The sequence below is a fragment of the Sediminicola luteus genome (assembly GCF_040566555.1).
In the GTDB taxonomy this organism is placed as follows: Bacteria; Bacteroidota; Bacteroidia; order Flavobacteriales; family Flavobacteriaceae; genus Sediminicola.
Window position 1 is genome coordinate 358006 of record NZ_JBEWYP010000002.1, and the last position, 21839, is coordinate 379844.

At 33.1% G+C, this 21839-nt stretch carries 22 protein-coding genes; 20 read left to right on the forward strand and 2 right to left on the reverse strand.

Translation table 11 applies throughout. The features are described 5' to 3' along the window. The first annotated feature begins 2 nt into the window (after positions 1-2). The 17 genes from ABXZ32_RS05210 to purD all read left to right on the forward strand — a co-directional run bounded on the left by ABXZ32_RS05210 (position 3) and on the right by purD (position 18182). Positions 3-1058 carry a hypothetical protein gene (locus tag ABXZ32_RS05210; protein WP_354617611.1) on the forward strand — a complete coding sequence of 352 codons (1056 nt, stop codon included), beginning with the start codon at positions 3-5 and terminating at the stop codon, positions 1056-1058. A gap of 3 nt (positions 1059-1061) precedes the next feature. Beyond that, the gene (rfbB, locus tag ABXZ32_RS05215) at positions 1062-2087 is read left to right on the forward strand and encodes a dTDP-glucose 4,6-dehydratase (protein WP_354617612.1); all 1026 of its coding nucleotides are present in this window, start codon (positions 1062-1064) and stop codon (positions 2085-2087) included. Between the two features lie 82 nt (positions 2088-2169). Further along, complete coding sequence (locus tag ABXZ32_RS05220) at positions 2170-2523, forward strand: four helix bundle protein (protein WP_354617613.1); 354 nt, start codon at positions 2170-2172, stop codon at positions 2521-2523. 62 nt (positions 2524-2585) lie between these two features. Further along, on the forward strand, positions 2586-3449 hold the full coding sequence (rfbA, locus tag ABXZ32_RS05225; protein WP_354617614.1) for a glucose-1-phosphate thymidylyltransferase RfbA: 864 nt from the start codon (positions 2586-2588) through the stop codon (positions 3447-3449). 245 nt (positions 3450-3694) lie between these two features. Further along, complete coding sequence (rfbC, locus tag ABXZ32_RS05230; RefSeq protein WP_354617615.1) at positions 3695-4240, forward strand: dTDP-4-dehydrorhamnose 3,5-epimerase; 546 nt, start codon at positions 3695-3697, stop codon at positions 4238-4240. Next, a complete protein-coding gene (gene rfbD, locus ABXZ32_RS05235) occupies positions 4237-5019 on the forward strand; it encodes a dTDP-4-dehydrorhamnose reductase (RefSeq protein ID WP_354617616.1) in 783 nt (260 codons plus the stop codon). Before rfbC ends, rfbD begins: the two co-directional genes overlap by 4 nt. Before the next feature lie 15 nt (positions 5020-5034). After that, positions 5035-6174 carry a non-hydrolyzing UDP-N-acetylglucosamine 2-epimerase gene (wecB, locus tag ABXZ32_RS05240; protein WP_354617617.1) on the forward strand — a complete coding sequence of 380 codons (1140 nt, stop codon included), beginning with the start codon at positions 5035-5037 and terminating at the stop codon, positions 6172-6174. A gap of 551 nt (positions 6175-6725) precedes the next feature. Then, positions 6726-7997, forward strand: a complete 1272-nt coding sequence (locus tag ABXZ32_RS05245; protein WP_354617618.1) for an oligosaccharide flippase family protein — start codon at positions 6726-6728, stop codon at positions 7995-7997. After that, complete coding sequence (locus tag ABXZ32_RS05250; protein ID WP_354617619.1) at positions 7984-9324, forward strand: hypothetical protein; 1341 nt, start codon at positions 7984-7986, stop codon at positions 9322-9324. Before ABXZ32_RS05245 ends, ABXZ32_RS05250 begins: the two co-directional genes overlap by 14 nt. Next, positions 9314-10267, forward strand: a complete 954-nt coding sequence (locus ABXZ32_RS05255) for a hypothetical protein (protein ID WP_354617620.1) — start codon at positions 9314-9316, stop codon at positions 10265-10267. The genes ABXZ32_RS05250 and ABXZ32_RS05255 overlap by 11 nt, the downstream gene beginning before the upstream one ends. Further along, on the forward strand, positions 10248-11342 hold the full coding sequence (locus ABXZ32_RS05260; RefSeq protein WP_354617621.1) for a glycosyltransferase family protein: 1095 nt from the start codon (positions 10248-10250) through the stop codon (positions 11340-11342). The genes ABXZ32_RS05255 and ABXZ32_RS05260 overlap by 20 nt, the downstream gene beginning before the upstream one ends. A gap of 3 nt (positions 11343-11345) precedes the next feature. Then, complete coding sequence (locus tag ABXZ32_RS05265) at positions 11346-12572, forward strand: O-antigen ligase family protein (protein ID WP_354617622.1); 1227 nt, start codon at positions 11346-11348, stop codon at positions 12570-12572. Positions 12573-12576: 4 nt separating this feature from the next. After that, positions 12577-13566 (forward strand): hypothetical protein, encoded by a 990-nt coding sequence (locus ABXZ32_RS05270; protein WP_354617623.1) that lies wholly within the window; start codon positions 12577-12579, stop codon positions 13564-13566. 15 nt (positions 13567-13581) lie between these two features. Beyond that, a complete protein-coding gene (locus ABXZ32_RS05275; protein ID WP_354617624.1) occupies positions 13582-14334 on the forward strand; it encodes a glycosyltransferase family 2 protein in 753 nt (250 codons plus the stop codon). An 83-nt stretch (positions 14335-14417) separates the two neighbouring features. Next, complete coding sequence (locus ABXZ32_RS05280; RefSeq protein ID WP_354617625.1) at positions 14418-15590, forward strand: glycosyltransferase family 4 protein; 1173 nt, start codon at positions 14418-14420, stop codon at positions 15588-15590. Between the two features lie 240 nt (positions 15591-15830). Then, positions 15831-16817 carry a UDP-glucuronic acid decarboxylase family protein gene (locus ABXZ32_RS05285; protein ID WP_354617626.1) on the forward strand — a complete coding sequence of 329 codons (987 nt, stop codon included), beginning with the start codon at positions 15831-15833 and terminating at the stop codon, positions 16815-16817. 90 nt (positions 16818-16907) lie between these two features. Continuing rightward, positions 16908-18182 (forward strand): phosphoribosylamine--glycine ligase, encoded by a 1275-nt coding sequence (purD, locus tag ABXZ32_RS05290; RefSeq protein WP_354617627.1) that lies wholly within the window; start codon positions 16908-16910, stop codon positions 18180-18182. 82 nt (positions 18183-18264) lie between these two features. Here the strand turns inward: purD and ABXZ32_RS05295 are convergent, their stop codons facing one another. Further along, positions 18265-18486 (reverse strand): DUF6341 family protein, encoded by a 222-nt coding sequence (locus ABXZ32_RS05295; RefSeq protein WP_354617628.1) that lies wholly within the window; start codon positions 18484-18486, stop codon positions 18265-18267. A 39-nt stretch (positions 18487-18525) separates the two neighbouring features. Here ABXZ32_RS05295 and ABXZ32_RS05300 point away from each other — a divergent pair, with 39 nt between their 5' ends. Genes ABXZ32_RS05300 through ABXZ32_RS05310 form a run of 3 tightly spaced genes read left to right on the forward strand, consistent with a single transcriptional unit; the run spans position 18526 to position 21158 of the window. Next, positions 18526-19464, forward strand: coding sequence for a DUF6427 family protein (locus ABXZ32_RS05300; RefSeq protein ID WP_354617629.1), 939 nt, complete (start codon positions 18526-18528; stop codon positions 19462-19464). A gap of 31 nt (positions 19465-19495) precedes the next feature. Continuing rightward, positions 19496-20101 (forward strand): DUF4254 domain-containing protein, encoded by a 606-nt coding sequence (locus ABXZ32_RS05305; protein WP_354617630.1) that lies wholly within the window; start codon positions 19496-19498, stop codon positions 20099-20101. Next, positions 20085-21158 carry a glycosyltransferase family 9 protein gene (locus ABXZ32_RS05310; protein WP_354617631.1) on the forward strand — a complete coding sequence of 358 codons (1074 nt, stop codon included), beginning with the start codon at positions 20085-20087 and terminating at the stop codon, positions 21156-21158. The genes ABXZ32_RS05305 and ABXZ32_RS05310 overlap by 17 nt, the downstream gene beginning before the upstream one ends. A 9-nt stretch (positions 21159-21167) precedes the next feature. On the opposite strand, the gene ABXZ32_RS05315 is transcribed toward ABXZ32_RS05310, so the two are convergent. Next, positions 21168-21782: a TetR/AcrR family transcriptional regulator gene (locus tag ABXZ32_RS05315; RefSeq protein WP_354617632.1), complete on the reverse strand. Its 615-nt coding sequence runs from the start codon at positions 21780-21782 to the stop codon at positions 21168-21170. Positions 21783-21839: the final 57 nt, after the last annotated feature.

Genomic DNA, 21839 nt, shown 5'->3' on the forward strand with positions numbered 1-21839 from the left:
ATATGTCCAACCAGCAACCGGTAAACAGCAATTCATCTTCCGAGGAAGTAGATTTGGGACAATTGTTCCAAATGATTGGTAATGGCTTTAAGAAGTTCTTCAACTTTATTGGAAATATTTTTAAAGGCATCTTTAAGATTATAATCCACTTTTTATTATTCATTCAAAAGCATTTTATAAAGTTTGCGATTGCAGGGGTTGTAGGATTGGCAATAGGGGTATATCTCGATATTATCAAAGAGCCCAAATACATTTCTACTATGGTGGTAGAGCCTAATTTTAATAGTGTCCAGCAATTGTATAACAACGTCACTTTCTATAATGAATTGGCAAAATCACAAGATTCCTCGGCATTGGCAGAAGCTTTGGACATTACCCGTTCTGAGGCTGGGCATATTAAGATGTTCAGTGTGGAGTCCTATTCCGATGAAAACCAAAAAGTGCAACTTTTTGATAAGTTTGTGAGGAGTTTGGATACGACCACACAGAAAGCCATTGATATGGAGAAATATCTTTTGAATTTCAACTCCCTTGATGCAAGATTTCATACTGTTTCTGTAACTGCAACAAATAATTCCATTGCCAAAAAGATACAGCCCTCCATTATCAATTCTATCTCCAGGAACGATTATTTCAACTTACAAAAGGACATCAGTGATATTAATTTGAACTTACAGGATAGCATTTATAAGAAGCAGATCAATGAAATAGACTCCCTTCAACTTTTGTACAAAAAGGTAATGATTAAGGAAGCCGACAAGCCCATGCAAGGTACTAGTATTAGCTTGGGCGAAAATGGCGGAAAGGAAAATAAAGAATTGGCTTTGATCAATAAGATGGAAGAGCTAAAGACAAGTTTGGTTCTTTTGAATGAAGAACGTGCGAATAAATCAAGTATCCTTAACGTTATTTCAGCTTTCCCTAGAAGGGGAGTAGAAGTAAAGGGGGTATGGAACAGTTTCAAATTTTGGATTCCTGTTGGTCTTATTGGACTTACATTATTAGTACTAAGTATTCTTGAACTTAATACCTATTTAAAAAATTATAAAAAGGAATAGGCTATGAATATTTTGGTCACGGGGGGAGCAGGTTTTATTGGGAGCAATTTTATTAACTATCTCCTGAAGGCCGATATACATTCTAACGTAATCAATTTGGACGCCTTAACCTATGCTGGAAACTTGCATAACACGGCTCAATTTAAAAATAACATTCGGTATACATTTGTTAAGGGGGATATTTGTGATACAGAGCTAGTAGACCAAATATTTATGGAATATAGTATAAATGCAGTAGTGCATTTTGCTGCTGAATCACATGTCGATAATTCCATTTCGGGTCCATTAGCCTTTATTAAATCAAACATAGAAGGGACATTTGTACTTTTGGAAGCCGCACGAAAGCATTGGACAAATGGGCCATTTATTTTAAAAGAAGGATTTGAAAAGGCAAGATTTCATCATATATCAACAGATGAGGTATATGGTAGTCTAGGACCAAAGGGATACTTCAAAGAAAGTACGCCTTATGCCCCAAACAGTCCTTATAGTGCATCCAAGGCATCTTCTGATTTTTTAGTTCGAAGTTATCACCACACCTATGGCTTAAATGTGGTCACTACCAACTGTTCTAATAATTATGGCCCCCATCAACATGATGAAAAGTTGATTCCCACCATAATAAGAAATGCGATTAAGGGAAGAGACATCCCTATTTATGGAGACGGGAAAAATATAAGGGATTGGTTATTTGTAACTGACCACTGTAAAGGAATATGGGAGGTTTTTAAAAAAGGCAGTTCAGGAGAAACGTATCTTTTTGGAGGAGGAGTAGAAAGGACAAATTTACAAATAGCAAATAGTTTGTGTAGTATTTTAGATGCTATAGCCCCAAAAAAGGAAGGAAGGTATGTGGACCAAATTATCTTCGTTAAGGATAGGCCAGGCCACGATTATCGTTACGCAATTGATTATTCTAAGGTTGAGAAGGAAATAGGTTGGCAACCACAAGAGAATTTTGAAACAGGTTTGGAAAGGACAGTTGGTTGGTATTTAGGAAAGTACGGAAAAGTAGACGAGATGGATTAATGCGGAAATAGTAGAAATAATACGGTTTTGAGTTATGATAGTTATGTTGTGATGGAGTTATAATAAATTCAAATAGAAATTAATGGAAGTTAAATCCCATAAAGATCTCAAAGTATGGAAAGAGTCAATGGAGTTGGTTATAATAATTTATGCCGCTACAAAGGAATTTCCCAAGGATGAACTTTACGGATTAACCAGTCAGATTAGGAGAGCATCAATATCTATACCATCAAATATAGCTGAAGGAGCAGGTAGAAATGGATCTAAAGAATTTATTCGTTTCTTGTATATTGCCTTAGGTTCGTTATCCGAACTTGAAACACAGATTGAAATAGCTCTCAAATTAAACTATGTAAAAAATTTAGACGATGTCATTTTGAAAATTATCTATATCAGAAGAATGTTATCAAAATTGATCACAAGTCTAAAACAATAAAGCTTTTTACAACCCATAACATAACAACATAACATGCGTAACAAGATAACAGTTTTAAAAAAATGAAAGGCATTATTTTGGCAGGTGGTTCAGGTACAAGACTTTATCCCATTACCATGGTGATGAGCAAGCAACTGATGCCGATATATGACAAGCCGATGATTTATTATCCGCTGGCCACATTAATGTCGTCTGGAATTAAGGAAATACTTATTATAACAACACCCGAGGACACAGTCTTGTTCAAGAAACTATTGGGTGATGGTAGCCAATTAGGATGTAAATTTACCTATGCTACACAGGAAAATCCGAATGGTTTAGCAGAAGCCTTTATAATTGGAGAGGACTTCATAGGAAAGGACAACGTGGCACTGATCTTAGGCGATAATATATTTTATGGCACTGGGTTATCAACTTTATTGCAGGAGAATAACGACCCTGAAGGTGGTATTATATACGGCTACCACGTCCAAGATCCTGAGCGGTATGGGGTGGTGGAGTTCGACAGTCAAGGTAATGCGATAAGTATTGAGGAAAAACCAACACATCCAAAATCAAATTATGCAGTACCAGGGATTTATTTTTATGATAATAACGTGGTGAGAATTGCAAAGGAGATCAAACCAAGCAAAAGGGGAGAGTTGGAGATAACTGATATTAATAGAGCCTATTTGGCACAGGGGAGACTAAAAGTGAGTATTTTGGATAGGGGTACAGCATGGTTGGACACTGGAACATTTCAGTCTTTAATGCAGGCCTCACAATTTGTTGAAGTAATAGAGGAGCGTCAGGGACTTAAGATAGGCGCCATAGAGGAGGTTGCATATACCATGGGATATATTTCCAAAGCTCAACTTCATAAGTTGGCAGAACCCCTTTTAAAAAGCGGGTATGGCAAATATCTGATTGGTCTGACAAGAGAATAGCTGGATGATGAGTTATCTAGTTAAGCAGTTACGCCGTTATGAAGCCTAAAATACTTTAATTATGAATTTCCTATTGAATATCTATAATGAATTCAGACGAAGAAAGGAATAAGGGGGTGTTAAAAGCAGATTAATAGAAAAAAGAATTAACTCGTTAACTAAGTAACGAAATGAAGAAGAAGTTAATATGAAACTCTTTAACATCTTCACAAAATAACAGGATAACAACATAATAATATATAATATTGAAAATTACAGAAACCCCATTAAAAGGTTGTTATATTTTGGAGCCGATCACATATGAGGATGAAAGGGGAGTTTTTTATGAATCATACCATAAAGACAGGTTTGAGAGAAGTATCGGGGGAAAGGTAGATTTTGTTCAGGACAATGTTTCTATTTCTAAAAAAGGAGTTCTACGAGGTCTACATTATCAAAAAAGAGATTACGCTCAGGCTAAATTGGTACATGTAGTGAAGGGGGAGGTATTGGATGTGATAGTAGATATAAGAAAAGGAAGTCCATCCTTCGGGAAACATTTTAAAATGAAGCTTTCGGATGAGAATAGAACTTCAATTTTTATACCAAAAGGTATGGCACATGGGTTTTTGGCATTAACAGATCATGTCATATTTTCCTATAAGTGTGATGCTATATACAATCCCAAATCAGAGGCAGGTATTTTATATAATGATCCAGTCCTGGATATTAATTGGGAAATGGCAGAAGACGATTTAATACTTTCTGAAAAGGACCTAAAGCTACCTTTGTTAAAAGATCTGAAATTATGAAGCGGGTATTAGTCACTGGAGCTTCAGGGCAATTGGGGCTGAGTATTCAAGATATTCGTAAGGACTTTCAAGAACTGGAATTTGTCTTTAAAGATAGAAGTCAGCTGGACATAACCAGTGAGGATCAAGTAAAGGATATTTTTGATTATGGAAATTTTGACTACTGTATTAATTGTGCCGCTTATACGGATGTGGAACAAGCAGAAAAAACTCCTACAATCGCCTATAAAATTAATGCGGAGGCAGTAAAGCATATTGCCTATGCGTGTAAGGAGAATAAGGTAGTTCTGATTCATATCTCAACGGATTATGTTTTTGATGGGGAAAAAGGCCTTCCATATACAGTTGATGACCTTCCAAACCCAATCAATGAATATGGGAAGTCCAAATGGGAAGGCGAAAAACACATTCAAGAAATACTAAACCAATATTTTATCATTCGAACTTCTTGGTTGTACCATAAGGAACATGGTAAGAATTTCTATAAAACTATTCTGAAAAAAGCTGAAAAAAGGGAAACCATATATGTTACCGATGAACAGGTTGGTAGTCCAACTGATGCTGCAAATTTAGCGCAATTCATTTTAGGTCTAATTAACAATGAGGATTCTACTTTTGGAATTACTCATTATACTGACGGTGAGGCTATGACATGGTATGATTTTTCAAAGAAGATAATCGCAGAAAACGATTTTAGTAGTATGGCCACAGTTGTCAGAGATAATAATTATCGTAGTTTTGCGCGAAGGCCACGAAATAGTGTTCTGAATATTCTGTGATAACAAAAAAGTAAAATGAAAATAAAGAATCTGATCATTTTTGGAACTAGACCAGAAGCAATTAAAATGGCGCCTTTGGTTAAGGATTTTCAAAAACACTTTGACCAATTTGACACTAAGGTGTGTATTACGGCCCAACATAGAGAAATGTTAGATCAGGTTTTGGAATTCTTTGAAATTACCCCCGATTTTGACTTAGATTTAATGAAGCCTAATCAGAACTTATATACTCTGACCGCCGAAATTATTACCAACTTAAAACCTGTTCTAGAAAAGTTTCAACCGGATTATGTCTTTGTACATGGCGATACCACCACCACCATGGCTGCTAGTTTGGCAGCTTTTTATGCTGGTGCAAAGATTTGTCACATAGAAGCTGGACTTAGAACCTTTAACATGCACTCTCCATTCCCAGAGGAGATGAATCGAAGTGTAACCGGGGTAGTGAGTAACTTACATTTTGCGCCTACAACAACCTCTAGAGATAATTTACTTAGAGAGAATAAAAAGGAAGAGAGTATTATTGTAACTGGAAATACAATAATCGATGCCTTGTTATTTAGCGTCAAAAAGGTGAATAGTAACGATTTTATAGATGCTGAAGTTGTCAAATTAAAAACGATTTTAGATCCCAATAAAAGATTGATTTTAGTTACCGGCCACAGAAGGGAAAACCATGGCCAAGGCTTTATTAATATCTGTGAAGCCTTAAAAGCCATTGCCTTGGATAATCCGGGCACTCAAATTATATATCCTGTTCATTTAAACCCGAACGTACAAAAGCCAGTTTATGAAATCTTGGGGAACATCGAAAACATATCTTTAATCGCACCCCTTTCTTATCCTGCCTTTGTATGGCTCATGGAAAAGTCTTATTTAATTATTACTGATAGTGGTGGGGTTCAGGAAGAAGCACCTAGCTTGGGAAAGCCAGTTTTGGTAATGCGCGATACCACTGAGAGACCAGAGGCCGTTGATGCAGGTACAGTGCTTCTGGTTGGCACAGATAAAGAAAAAATTATTACCGAAACCACAAGGCTCTTGAACGACGCCCAAGCATATGAGCAAATGGGTAAATTACATAATCCTTATGGAGATGGAGAGGCCTGTTCTAGAGTGATTGACTATATCCTGAAATTAAATAACAAACCATAAACTAGGACCCTAATTTTAAAACTAGCGAAGGGGCAAAAGCTTAGATAAATAAAAAAACTAAAGTCAACAAATACACCAGAAGTAGTAATGATAATCCTTGGTTTTATCCGGTTTTCTTCTGCTACCTTGATTTAGTATATAAATTTACCTTTTATGCTATAGATATTATTCCAAATGCAATAGTCTCTATTATAAGGTAAAATCTAAAAAAAAGATCAAGACATAACTTTAAGGGAAGTCATAAATGACGGCTGATTCAAAAAAACGCTGTTTTGTAAATCTCATTTTAGTTCATATACTGTAGTACTAAAGTTGTTTACGGTTAAAATTTAAAATTATAATTATTTAGTTAAAAATTTAATTTTGATAGTTGAAAATGGATGTGAATAAATCACATATAAGGTTTATTAAATTTTTTCCATAAAATAATTAATCACAAAAAACCGATCGTAAAATAATCCCGAAACATATTTGAAATATGTGAATGGTTTATAATTTTTATGATGATCTGTTTGCATAAAACAACATCGTTAGCTTTTCACTAAAATTAAATGGCTCTAAAAAATAATAATTTTCTTTTCACAAAAGACTTAAGAAAGATATTTGTCAATTTTGGATATCTTTCATTACTTCAACTTATTGGGATTATTGGGCCAATTGTTATTTTTCCATATCTCATTGATAAACTAGGAAAGGAAAACTACGGTCTTATTATATTTGCGCAAGCAACTGCAACTTTTTTTGTAGTGCTAGTTAATTTTGGTTTTAACATCACTGCAACCCAAGAAATCTCTCAATACAGAAACAACAAAAATAAAATAAGTGAGATAGTTAGCAGTGTTCTGATATTAAAATGTTTACTAATAATTTTTAGCATAATACTTCTAACTGCCATTATACCATTCATTCCAGAGGCTAAAAACAACTATCTTCTTTTTTACGTTTCTTTATATCTATGTTTGAATGATCTTGTTTTACCTATTTGGTATTTTCAAGGCATTGAAGAAATGAAATATATTACTTATCTGAATTCTTTTTCTAAAATTCTTACGCTTATTTTAATTCTGGTATTAATAAAAACTCCTGAAGATTATATAAAAGTTCCTATTATCTATTTGGTATCTGGCATTATAATAGGTTTCATTGCAATGCGTATAATTTTTGTTAACCATAAAATTAAATTTGTTTATTTAGGTATTCGAAAAACCCTAAGCTACGCTAGGAGTAGTTTTTATATTTTTTTATCCAGAGCCAGTTTTGTTTTAATGGAAAGTTCCAGTAAAATTATTATTAACTCGTTTTTTGGACTTAGTGAGCTTGCAGTCTATGATTTTTTATTGAAAATAACTGAAGCTTTAAGAAAGCCTTTTTCTTTGTTAAGTCAAGCTTTTTTTCCTTATTTATCGAAAACTAAAAACATGAAAATGTCCAAAAGGATACTAATGTACTCAACTTTAGTAAGTTTTTTTGTATATATAGCCTTAGTCTTAGCTTCGGATAGAATCACATTATTTTTTCTTGATTTATCAGAAATTGACAATGTTTTCTATGGATTTTTAATCTTAGGCTTCTCAATACCCTTAAGTTGCTTAACTTGGGGTTTAGGTGAGAACGTCCTAGTTGTGAAAGGACATCTAAAAGAATATAATTTTAGCACTATACTTCAAATAGGTATATATTTTTTATTTGCTGGTGTTCTTTATTTGATGTTTGGTACTCTTACATTTAAAATGATTTTATTGCTTTATGTTATACCAATATTTTTTGAGGTATTACTGAGGTTATATTTCGTAAAAAAATTCAAAATATTTGGAAATACTTAAACTTAATAAAGAAGATATTTTAGTATTAATTTTTCCATTAATTTTTTTATTTAATGGTGTAATACCCTATTTACTATTAATTCTTTGCTGTATTATTTCTTTGTCTCAATATTTGAAGCAAGATAAAATTCTATTGTACACATTGCTATTAATAAATTCTTATCATTTATTTGGACAGAGTATTTATAAAAATAATTTTCTCTTTATTTCCATAATATACTTTTTGATAATTATACTTTTTCTGGTTGAAATAAAAAGTCTTAAAAAGATTCCCCAAATTATTATTCCGTTCATCGCGTTCTTTTTTATAAGGATTGGATTAGGGGTATATTTCAATTTTACAATTAAATATGCTTTAGTTGAGACTATATTATTCCTTTCATTTGCCTTTTTTTTACTCCTTTTTTATAATAACCAAGAAGACCATGATCAATTCCTAAAAACCCTTAAAAAGTATGTTTTATATTATTTCCCTTATTTGACCCTTATCTCATTTTTGAAGGGTGAAATGATAGACTTAAAACCATATTTTTTAGATGAATTTAGCCACTTTTATTTGATAAGTATTTTTCCAATTATTCTCTTTACTAAGGCCTCAAAAAACACCAAAATTGCGTTAACCCTTTTTCATTTAATTTTCATTTTTATTAGAATAAAATACTTGTACATAAGTAGCTTTGCTTTTATTGGTGCTGGATTAGCTATTTTATTAATAATCACCACAAATTTTTCGAGAATTTATAAGTATGTAGCTGTTATATGCCTTATAATAATCTCTTTTCTTTTCATTATGAATTATGCTAGTGTCTTCGGAAAACATAAAATAGACCAAATTACTCAAACAATTACCGTATTAAAGGACATTCAATCCGTAAAAGATTTGAAAAAAATCCCGAATTCTCCGAAAACAAGAATTATTGAAGTTTTGAACATCAACAAAGAGCTTTACCAATCTGGAGCTATGACTGTTTTTTTTGGAAAGGGTTTTGGTAGCTACTTTACAGATGAAAATTATTCATTTAAAGATTTCAATGTAAGGTTAGATGATTCCGCCTTCTCTGAAATTGAATTAATTAAAGAGAAATTTATGCGGCCACATAATACTATACCTTATATATTTTTGAAAATGGGTTACTCAGGTCTATTCTTTATATTATTTATTATTATATATGTTTTTCTAAAAATTCCTAAAAATGATTGGTTAATGTATTCATTTATTCCATACTTCTTAATCCTTTTTGGAGCAGGATTAAAAAACTTTATTATCATGGGTATTTTGCTAGGAATTATTTTTAATTATAGTAAAAACAAAGTTTATGAAAGCTAGAATTGTAGTTATAGATTTATTAGCTGAGGCTGGCCACACTAAGTTTGTTCAGGAAACCCTTAAAATATTAGATTTAAAATATGATGTGTTATTCGTTTCCTCCAATAGCTACTTGCAAAAAATAAAATTTTCTAATTCCATAACATTGAATGATGAATTATTCCATTATAAAAATAAATATGAATTCGTAAACTCTCAAAGGAGAGTTATTAAAAAAATATCAAACCTGAACATTATAAAAAGGAGTGATCATATTCTATTAACTAGCTTTGAAAACATTTCACTTTCCCTCTTTTGGAGAAGAAAAAACAAAACATTTTTATACTTACATAACAACCTTGACCGAGGAAAACTAAGCTCGTTTCTTTTTAATAGAATTAATTCGAATCTTTCATTTTTTGTTTTTGAAGAGTACATTAAAAATTATCTAAAAAAACTTAGTAATGAATGTTATCATATTCCACATCCATTAAGTCTAATTGAACATAAACCTAAAAGCACATCCCCTAAAGATTTCATTTTTGCGCCTAATCTAGAGTTTAAAAGTTTAAGCTTTAAAAAAGCATTGGCTTTTTCTCAAAAATCGGGATTACCTTTGATTTTAAAAGGAGAGATAATGAATAGATATGGACAAAATGTGATAAGTAAACCATACTTTGAAAATTATACAGATTTAATATACAATGCCACATATATAATTTTAAACATTCCATATAATTATAGAATTAGTAATATATTCTATGAGTGTATGAGCTTTAATAAAAAAATAATCCTTTTAGAGGGTTATGGGAAATTCGGTGCCGAAATGAAAAAGTTCTATCCTTACAATATTTATGTTGGTGATTTAAATGATGTGGAGTTTAACAATTTGAATAATAGTAAATTCTTACACCAACATAGTGTTAAAAACATAATTGAAAAATATGAAACAATATTTAAATAAAAATATCCTAATTGTTGAAAATTTTTTTCCATTACAAACAAGAAGTTTAAGAATAGAGAATAGTCTTTTAAATAGTGGTTTCAAGGTTCATTCAGTAATGTGGAATAGAAATGGTGTGATTGTAAAAGAACATAAAAATCACATTGTTTTTACTAAAATTTCAAGGAATAAATTGAGAAAATTATTATCAATTTACTCCTACTATTGTTTCATTAAAAAATTATTAGTTAAAAATCATTATGATGTTATAATTGCCTCGCATTGGGATATGTTATTTTTGTGCAGTTGTTTAAAACAAGGCAATCAGAAATTGATTTACGACAATCTTGATATGCCAACGCATAGCAACTATTTTATTAGATTCATATTTAGGTTAATTGAAAATATAAGTTTGATTAAAACAGATGGTATAATATTTGCTTCTCGATTTTTTAAAGATTTTTATTCTAAAAAGATTCATTCAATTACTCTAGAAAATAGACCTCTAAAAAAAATAATGTGTGGATTTGACAATAGAAATATTGTCACAAATAATACTTTAAATTTATCATTTTTCGGGACCTTGAGATATAAAGCTAGTTTGATGCTGCTGATGGACGTAATTGGTAATCTCGATAGCTTCACGCTCACTATAAGAGGTTCCGGTTTTGCAGAAGATCTAATTAGTCATAAAAATAAAAATAACTTCTCCAATATACTTTTAAATACAGAATGGTATAATTATGAGGATTTGGGTAAGCTTTTTACGTCTGCTGATTTAATTTGGGCTGCTTATCCAAGCAAGGATTTTAATGTTAAAAATGCTATTTCAAATAAATTTTTTGAATCTTTAGTCTTTAATAAACCCGCTATTTTTGCTAAAGACACTAAACTGGGGGATTTAGTAGAGAAATACAACCTAGGCTTTACGGTGAATCCATATGATTATCAGTCAATTAGTAATTTATTGATTAAACTAAATGAAGATAAAACACTTATCCATTCAATAAAAAAATCTCAGCAGCAGTTTAAAAATGCAGATAATTTTTGGGAAGATTATGAAAAAGATTTAATGCAATTCATTCAAAAAATATAAAGGATGCTTGATAAAATAAATGTTATCAATAATATATCATTTTTTTTATTACTCCTATTGGGCACTATGCCATTAATGCCAACAGGGGTTTTATCAATTTCTATAATATCATATTTAATATTTGTCTCGGTTCTATTTTTGCTAAAAAAAAATGACAATTTAGACTCTTTTGATTATAAGTATATATTATCTCAAATTTTATTTTATGTACTTTTTTGTATTTCATACTTCTACTCTGAAAATTCCGTTTCTGGATATAAAATAATTCAACACTCGTTACCTTTAATATTGTTCCCTGCTGTTAGTATAATTTCCCCTAAAATAAAGAAAAAAGATCTAGAGATTATTGCAAAGGTTTTTGTATTATCTTCTTTGTCTCTTGCCTTTTATATTATTATATCATTATTTAGTAAATATGGCATGTACAAGGTATTCAATACCTCAATAGTATTCCATATGCTAAGAGAGAATTTTTTTTATATAGATATTCATCCAATTTACACGTCAACTTATTTTATTTTTTCGAGTTTAATTATTGTCAAGTATTTAATAAATAGTCAAAAAACAATAAGAATTCTAATTGCAATTCCCTTATTAATAATTCTAACATTAGCCACTGCGATTTTAGCATCGAAAACAGCCTTAATACTTTTATTTACAAGTAATCTTGCAATTATATTATTCTCAAATAAAATAGCATTTAAAAATAAATTCATTTTCCTATTTCTCTTAATAACTCTTTTTACGATAGCAATTTTAAAGGTTAAAACTATAAATTCGAGGTTTTTTGATTTATTTAATTCTTTCAACAGGGAATATTTATTTGATCTAAAACAAAATTCAACAAATTTAAGAATGCAAATATATTCCTGCTCCATTTCAGAATCAGTAAAAAACTTTTGGATAGGTGTTGGAGTTGGTGATGTACAGCAAACTCTAAATAGTTGTTATGAAAACAATAACTATCAAAACCAAAGCATAAGTGCTCATAACTTTTATTTAAGAATACTATTAAGCTGTGGAATTATTGGATTAATATTTTTCATTTGCTCCATAGCATCTAACTTAAAAATTGCTTTTGATAAAAAGTCTAGCTTATTTATAAGTTTTAGTGCTATATTTATTTTGTTAATGTTAGTTGAAGACTATTTAATCAGAGCCTATGGCGTAACTTTATATGCCGTTTCCAACCACCTCATGTATATATACAAAGTAGAAAAAAGAAAATAAGGTTATGAAAGTTTATTACGTAATATCTATTTTTTTATTTTCTAATTTTTGCAATTCTCAAAATCCAAATATTTATTTAGATAAGTTTTTAGAAAGTAAGTTAACAGAAATAGAAAAAACTTGGAATGAAAGAGGTTATTGGGGAAAGGGATTTGAAAATAAAGACAATAGATACAACGAAGCAATTACGTTTTACTTGTCTATAGAAACAGAAGAAATAAGTTATTATAATTCACGAATAAAAAAAGCTATATTATTTAGTATTGAAAATTTACAGAATAAGGAAGGGGCTTTTATTCAGGAAGGAGAATCTAGTCACATTAGAACATCTCTCTTTTTACATGGTCTTGCAAAAGTTGCTAATAAATATCCCGAAATATTTAATCAAGAGAAAATTAGAATTTCCGTAAATAAAGCAGTGAAGTGGCTAGAAACGCCGCACAAGTTTTCAAGTAATCATAATATGGCATCAATGTTGGCCTTAAAATCGCTATACAATGTCACCTGCAATAATTCATATTTAAAATTACATCATTTTTATAGAAATATTATTTTAAGGGATTATAATGAAAGTGGGTATTGGCCAGAAGCTCCTAAGGACTGGAACAATACGCTAAATACACCATACCTGTTTGTCCAACATTTTCTACTTGAAGAATATTTATTAAATAATACGGACGAGCATATTACTAAGTTAAAGAATAACCTAAGTAATTTTATTTACAGTAAAATTAATTTAAAAACTTGTTCCGTAGATGTGCGAGGATCCCTGGGGAATTTTAAAAAAAATAATGTCGAGAATCTAAGATTCTCTGTTGCATCTTTTTTTTGGTCATCAGAAATTTTTAAAAAACTAAGTAATCATCAAAGAAATTCTATCTTAGAAAAATGTGTTAATAATTTCAAATTGGAGACAGAAAAGGCAGAAATATTAAACAATACCGATGTCTTTTATAGATTTGGTATTATTAAACCGTTAATTATTAAACATTAAAAATAAAATTCATTAATGACGCCAAAAGTTTCAATCGTAACTCCAACTTACAATTCAGAAAAGTATATTGAAGAAACTATTAAATCAGTACTAAATCAAAGTTATACCAATTGGGAAATAATAATAATTGATGACAAATCATCCGATAATACTTCAGAAATTGTAAAAGCATATCAATTAAAAGATACGCGGATTTATTTTTTTCAATTACAAGAAAATTCGGGCTCTGCTATTGCAAGAAATACTGGAATTGAGAGGGCCACAGGGGACTTTTTGACTTTTTTAGATGCTGATGATATTTGGATGCCAAACTTTATAGAAGTAAGTATTAATGTATCAACTAAAAAAAAATGTCCATTTGTTTTTTCGTCATACAAGAGGTTTGATGAAAATTTAAACCCTCTATTAAAAGATTTTATAGTTCCAGATAAAGTTACATATACCGATATATTAAAATCAAATCCTATAAGTTGTCTTACAGCATTTATTAATATTAAACAATTAGGCAAAAAATACATGCCTAATCTTCGTAAAAGACAAGATTTCGGACTTTGGTTGCAATATTTAAAAGATATAGATTTTGCTTTAGGAATAAAAGAGCCTTTAGCAATATATAGAATTAGGAAATCATCATTATCTAGAAATAAACGGAGTTTAATAAAATATCAATGGTTGTTTTATTATAAAATTGAAAAATTAAACTTTTTTTACTCTGTATATTATTTGGTTAATTGGATGGTAAGGGGGTATTTCAAATATAGAAGTTAAATCATTAAGAAAAGGAATCATAGAGCTTAATTTTGCATTAAAACTTTCTTTACTTTTACCAATCTTATTTAAACGTAAATAATTTGTATTTTCTAGAAAGTGTTATATTCTTGTTTATCGGTGCATTCCTTCTAACCTACTTGACAATTCCAAAAATTATTAGAGTTGTTGAGTATAAACGTCTTATGGATTCGCCTAACTCTCGAAGTTCACATGTTAGGCGAACTCCTACATTAGGGGGCGTGTCATTTTTTTATACCTTAATTATTGCATTATTTTTTATAAAAGGATGGAACTCTTTTGATGAAGGAATGTATATTATTCCAGGGCTTACTATTCTCTTTATTATAGGTTTAAAGGATGATTTAGTCGTATTGTCTCCTGGCTCAAAGTTAATAGCGCAAGTTTTGGCTATTTCTTTTGTTTTAGTAAATGAAGGTTTCACTATTTATTCCCTTAATGGATTTTTAAACATTAACGAGATTCCCTATTATTTATATATCGTTATTGGCGGTTTCATGATGTTAACGATTATCAATTCTTATAATTTAATTGATGGTATTGATGGATTGGCTTCAGTAGTGGGAATTGTTATAATGGTAATTTATACTACAATATTTTATTTAACGGAGGAATATTATTATGCACTTATCGCCATTACGATCAATGCTAGTTTAATGGCTTTCTTGGGTTTTAATATTTCCTCTGATAGAAAAATATTTATGGGAGATACTGGTTCTTTGATTGTGGGTTTTATTATTAGTATTCTCACTCTAAAATTTTTAGCTTTAAAGCCACAAACGTATACAGACCTGCCTTTTTTATTGGAAAATGCGCCATTAATAGCGATTAGTATATTAATAGTGCCACTCTTCGATACCGCTAGGGTTTTTGCCATTAGACTCGCAAATAAAAAAGGTCCCTTTTCCCCAGATCGAAACCATACTCATCATGTTTTAATAGATTATTGGGGACTTTCCCACAAACAAGCAAGTTTTATCATTGGGTTTTTTAATTTAATATTTGTAATGCTTTTTATTGTTTTAGGAAGTACGGCGAAAAATCTTGGGATGGTAATTATGTTAGTTTCCGTAGTGTTATTTCTTGGATTTATATTTTTTAAGTACAATTATAATTTCACCACTTTAAAGCAGAAAATATTACTCAAAAGAAAAGTCGATAAGTTTAAGATTAAGGTTGAGGACTCTGGCAAAAATAAAAAAACCAAAAAAAAATCTAAAAATACCCCAAAGTAACTATTAATAGAGAAATAGGATTAGACCCAATTAAAATTGACATCTTCTATATAGAAAACTGGTCCCTCATCCTGGATATTAAGATAGTATTCCTAACCGTGTTAAATGCCATCAAAGGGGAGGAGAAGGCATATTAATACAAGTAATCCTTTATTTTGGCTGTTAGTCTTGAATAATCCCACCATGAAGTTTATTATAGTATTTTCGATACTTTTATAGGAGTAAGCAAAAACATAAAGAATGAAAAGAGTCTTAATTACTGGGGCAGCAGGGTTTCTAGGGTCACACTTATGTGATCGTTTTATAAAAGAGGGCTTTCATGTCATCGCAATGGATAACCTCATCACGGGAGATCTTAAAAATATTGACCATCTCTTTCATCTGGAACAATTTGAGTTCTATCACCATGATGTAACCAAGTTTGTTCATGTTCCTGGAAAGCTAGATTATATTCTTCATTTTGCATCGCCCGCAAGTCCGATCGATTATTTGAAAATTCCAATCCAAACCCTAAAGGTAGGGGCTTTGGGTACACATAACTTATTGGGGCTGGCAAAGGATAAGGGGGCCAGAATCCTTATTGCCTCTACTTCGGAGATTTACGGAGACCCATTGGTGCATCCACAGACCGAGGAATACTACGGCAATGTGAACACCATAGGGCCAAGAGGGGTCTACGATGAAGCCAAACGCTTTCAGGAATCCATTACAATGGCATACCACCGCTTCCACGGAGTAGATACCCGTATCGTTCGAATCTTCAATACTTATGGTCCTAGAATGCGGCTTAATGACGGGCGTGTTATCCCAGCTTTTATGGGACAAGCCTTGCGAGGGGAGGATCTTACTGTCTTTGGGGACGGTTCTCAGACAAGATCGTTTTGTTATGTCGATGACGAGGTGGAAGGAATCTATCGTTTGCTTATGAGTGATTATACGGATCCAGTTAATATTGGAAATCCGCATGAAATAACAATTAAAGACTTTGCAGAAGAGATCATAAAATTAACCGGGACAGATCAAAAGGTTATTTACAAACCGTTGCCAAAGGACGACCCTATGCAAAGACAACCGGATATTTCCAAAGCCAAGGAGATTTTGGGATGGGAGCCCAAGGTAGGTAGAGCAGAGGGGATGAAGAAAACCTATGATTATTTTAAGTCCCTTTCTCAAGAGGAATTGGTGAAAACGGAGCACCGCGACTTTGCGGATAGAAATAAAAATTAGAAAGGGTTTATTAAATTTCAATTTGTTATTATTTCAAGGAATAACATGATTTTCATACTCAATCTGTATTTTTGCCCAAAACTATAGAAAATGAACATCCTGATTCTTGGTGCTGGTGGTCGTGAGCATACCTTAGCATGGAAATTAAAGCAAAGTCCTAAACTAGATCAACTTTATGTTGCGCCAGGAAATGCTGGTACAGCCTCCATTGCAGAAAATTTATCCATTGGGGTGAATGATTTCGAAGCCATAAAAAAGGCGGTTATATCCAAGAACATAAACATGGTAGTAGTGGGCCCCGAAGATCCATTGGTGAATGGCGTCCATGATTTCTTTTTAAACGATTCCGAAATAAAACATATACCTGTCATTGGTCCCCAAAAAGCAGCTGCTACGTTAGAGGGCAGCAAGGATTTTGCCAAGGAATTTATGATGCGCCACAATATTCCTACTGCGGCATACCAAAGCTTTACAAGTGATACGTTGGAAAAAGGCTTTGCTTTTTTGGAAACCTTGAGCCCCCCCTATGTGCTTAAGGCCGATGGCTTGGCTGCGGGTAAAGGAGTGGTAATTCTAAATGACATTGTAGAGGCAAAAAAGGAACTGCAGAGTATGTTGGTAGATGCCAAATTCGGAAATGCAAGTGCTACAGTGGTCATTGAGGAATTCCTTTCTGGTATCGAACTGAGTGTTTTTGTTCTTACAGATGGCAAGAATTACAAGGTTTTGCCAACAGCCAAGGACTATAAACGTATTGGAGAAGGTGATACAGGATTGAATACAGGCGGCATGGGGGCCATTTCACCCGTTCCATTCGCCAATAAGGCGTTTATGGAGAAGATACACGAACGAGTGGTGAAACCTACCGTAGAAGGGCTTAAAAAGGACAACCTGCCTTATAAAGGATTTATCTTTATTGGCTTGATCAAAGTCGGAGAAGAACCTAAAGTGATCGAATATAATGTCCGCTTGGGGGATCCGGAAACCGAAGTGGTATTACCTAGAATTCAGAACGACTTAGTAGCCGTTTTTGAGGCAGTGGCCAATCAAACCCTGGATCAAATAGATCTAAGAATAGATGAAAGGACCGCTACAACAGTAATGACCGTTGCCGGTGGCTACCCAGAAGCCTATGAAAAAGGAAAAGAAATTATTGGATACGACACTATTTCTGATTCTTTGGTATTTCATGCTGGTACTACCCTAAAAGACGGAAAAGTGGTTACCAATGGCGGAAGAGTCATGGCGATTACGTCTTTCGGAGAAAATTTCAAAGAAGCTTTAGCTTTATCCTACCAAAATTTAGAAAAACTTAATTTTGACGGGATGTACTACCGTAAGGATCTTGGGTTCGATCTGAAATAGAGGGAAATGTATGGAATAGAAAATCCGCATTGGATATAGATTTCTATATTCAATGCGGATTTTGTTTTTATTTTAAATCCTTTTAGATGTAGGAATGAGCCGTTGCGTCCTTGCTCTCTTCCCCGCTATCGTTGTATTTTTTTAGTTGTAACATCCAATATACCATTGCAGCCGTGCAAATGATCATAAAGATCCAGTTTAAAAAATTGGCCGCCCACCAATTTTCCATAAAACGCAATTGGTCAAATGGCCAAAACAAGTAGTTTACAAATAAATCCGCGATACCTTCAAAAAATGCTGTCATCTTATTTATCTTTACCTTGCAAAAGTATAAAAACCTAGGATGATTTCAAGCATTTTTGGAAAAACAAAACCCATTAACTACATTATTTTGTTGGTGTTTTTGTTTTTGTTCTATTGGTTTTCCCATTTGTTCCTTTTTGCACAGACGGAGCTATCCGATGAACTTCTATATAAAATGGGATTTTTGATCCTTTTAATGTTCAGCATTTTTTTGGTTGACTTCATTGTAAAGCGCAACAAACTCACCAAAACCAATTCTTTCGCCATCTTGTTTTTTACCATGTTAATGGTGGTTTTCCCCGAGGTGCTTACCGACGAAAATGCCATTTGGTGCAACCTCTTCCTTTTGTTGGCCGCAAGAAGATTACTTAGCATAAAATCCCTAAAGAATATTAAAGTAAAGATATTTGACGCTTCACTATGGATCGTAGTGGCCAGCCTGTTTTATGACTGGGCCATAGTATACATTGTTCTTGTCTATATAGCTATTTACCTGTATGACCCTAAAAATGGGAGGAACTGGTTGATACCTTTTACCGGCTTTTTCACGGTGGCCATGATTTCCTATGCCATCCTATTGATAATGGACAATCCGACCTTTTTGGAAAAGCACTATCAATTCGATTTTGAATTCAATGTGGCTTATTTTACACATGTTGGGAACAGTATTAAATTGGTAATCTATATACTGATGACGGCAATAGCCGGGTTAGTGGCATTTGTTAAACTCCGTACCTCAGGCTCTGGAAAGATCATTGCGATGCGACTGATAGCCCTGTACTTTTTCATTTCCATGATTACTGTCGTGCTTTTTTCTGCCGATAATACGTATCCTGTATTGATGACTTTCTTTCCCGCAGTTATTTTCTTTACCCATTACATAGAATCCATAAAGAAGCCCAACATGAAGGAGATAGTACTGATAGCTGCTGTACTTGTTCCCTTCCTTATCTTCTTTGGGAATATTTTGAATAAATAAAAAGTATCTTTGCCCTAAAATAAGCGGAAAAATGTTCAGTGAATTTGCCTATACCATTTTCGAAGAAAGTATACAGAAGTATCACGTAAAGGATGATGTTTATCAAGAATTTTCAAATCCTTATGAAAAGGATAATATCGCCCATTTGTTATATCGAAAAAACTGGATCGATACGGTGCAATGGCATTATGAAGATATCATAAGGGATCCAAATATTGAGCCAGGTGCAGCATTGGTATTGAAGCGTAAGATTGATGCCAGTAATCAGGATAGAACGGATTTGGTAGAGTATATCGATAGTTATTTTCTGCAAAAATACCAATCGGTTGAAAAGAAGCCGAATGCCACCATCAACACTGAGAGTCCAGCCTGGGCGATAGACCGACTTTCAATTTTGGCCTTGAAGGTGTACCATATGAAGGAGGAGGCAGAGCGTATTGATGCTTCGGAAGAACACGTATCAAAATGCCAACAAAAGTTGAACACCCTCTTAGAACAAAAGAAGGATCTGTCCTTGGCAATTGACCAATTACTGACGGATATAGAAGCTGGCAATAAGTACATGAAAGTCTACAAACAGATGAAAATGTACAACGATGAGGAATTAAACCCAATTCTTCGTGGCCAAAAAGGGTAACATTTCTTTAAAATCAAAAGATAGCACTCACCTTTTGGTGATCAGGTTGTCTGCCATGGGAGATGTGGCCATGACGGTCCCGGTGCTGTCTGGCTTGGTAAGCCAATATCCAAATGTTCAGATCACCGTTTTAACCAGAAGCTTTTTTGCCCCCTTATTTCAAGGGATCCCTAACGTAACTGTCTATGCGGCTGACGTAAAGGGGAAACATAAGGGTGTAGTTGGACTATTTAGCCTTTATAAGGAGCTTAAATGCCTTGGCGTAGATGCAGTCGCTGATCTTCACAATGTACTGCGAAGTTCCATATTAAAAGGATTTTTCAGGCTGACCAACATACCCTTCGTGCAGGTTGATAAGGGTCGCTCTGAAAAAAAGGCGCTAACCTCTAGTGCCAAAAAAATATTTAAACCGTTAAAATCCACTCACCAGCGCTATGCTGATGTTTTTGCCATATTAGGATTCCCTGTTAATTTAGAATCGGTTACCCCTGCATCAAAAAGAGAAATGTCTACAACCGTCCAAAAGGTTGTAGGGCCAAAAGCTGAAAAATGGATCGGAATAGCACCATTCGCAGCATTTGATGGAAAAATGTACCCGTTACCACAAATGCATAAGGTGGTTAAGGCGCTTAATGAAAGTACCAATTATAAAATACTATTGTTTGGAGGGGGTAAGAAGGAAGAAGAACAATTGGAGACCTGGGCAATAGAGTTCAGCAACTGCGTAAACATGGCGGGAAAGATTACTTTCGAAGAGGAATTGACCGTTATTTCCAACTTAGATCTCATGCTGGCGATGGACAGTGGAAACGCTCATTTGGCCGCGATCTTCGGAGTACCCACCATAACCATTTGGGGAGTAACCCATCCTTATGCCGGTTTTTATCCCTTTAAACAGAACATTGATAATGCTTTATTGGCCGATAGGCATCAATACCCACTAATCCCTACTTCTGTATATGGTAATAAATTCCCCAAGGGTTATGATAACGTGATGGATACCATAACCCCTGAGGCTATCATTGCTAAAGTTAATTCGGTTTTAAAGAGAGAGTAGAATTCTTCCTTAGGCTACAGCTTTTTGTGAGATCAACTTAAAGTAGTTTTTCAATTGTTGGACATACTTATAGCGTAACATTTTTGAATTGCCCTCCACCATTAAGGTGCGCACCCCTATATAAGATGAGATCACATAAGTGGCAACGGCCTCACTGTCTACATGTCGGTCTACATATCCATCTGTTTTTCCTTTTTGCAAGGTCGTAATCAGATTTACCTCCCATACTTTCATAATATCCGTAAGATATTTCATGATTTCAGGATTCTTTCCATTGAACTCAGTGATAAAGTTGCTCAACACAAATCCGAAATCCATATTATTGTGCTCTGCCGTTTCAAGGGCATCTTCTATAGACTTGGAAATAACGTTTAAAGGGTCTTCCTGACCTTCAATGGGCTCCACAAGCATACTGTAGACTTTTTGGAACAGAAGGTTCTGTACGATACTAATAAAAAAATCTTCCTTGGATTGAAAGTGGTAGTAAAAAGCTCCTTTAGAAAGGGACAGCTTTTTTAAGATATCATCAATACTGGTGTTGTAATATCCTTGTTGATAAAACAATTCTAGTCCAGTGCTCTGCATACGTTGCATGGTAGCCATGCGTTTTAGGTTCTTTTCCATAAGATTTGGGTTTTGGGGTAAAACAGACCCGAGAGTCTTTAACAAAGAACAGACAGA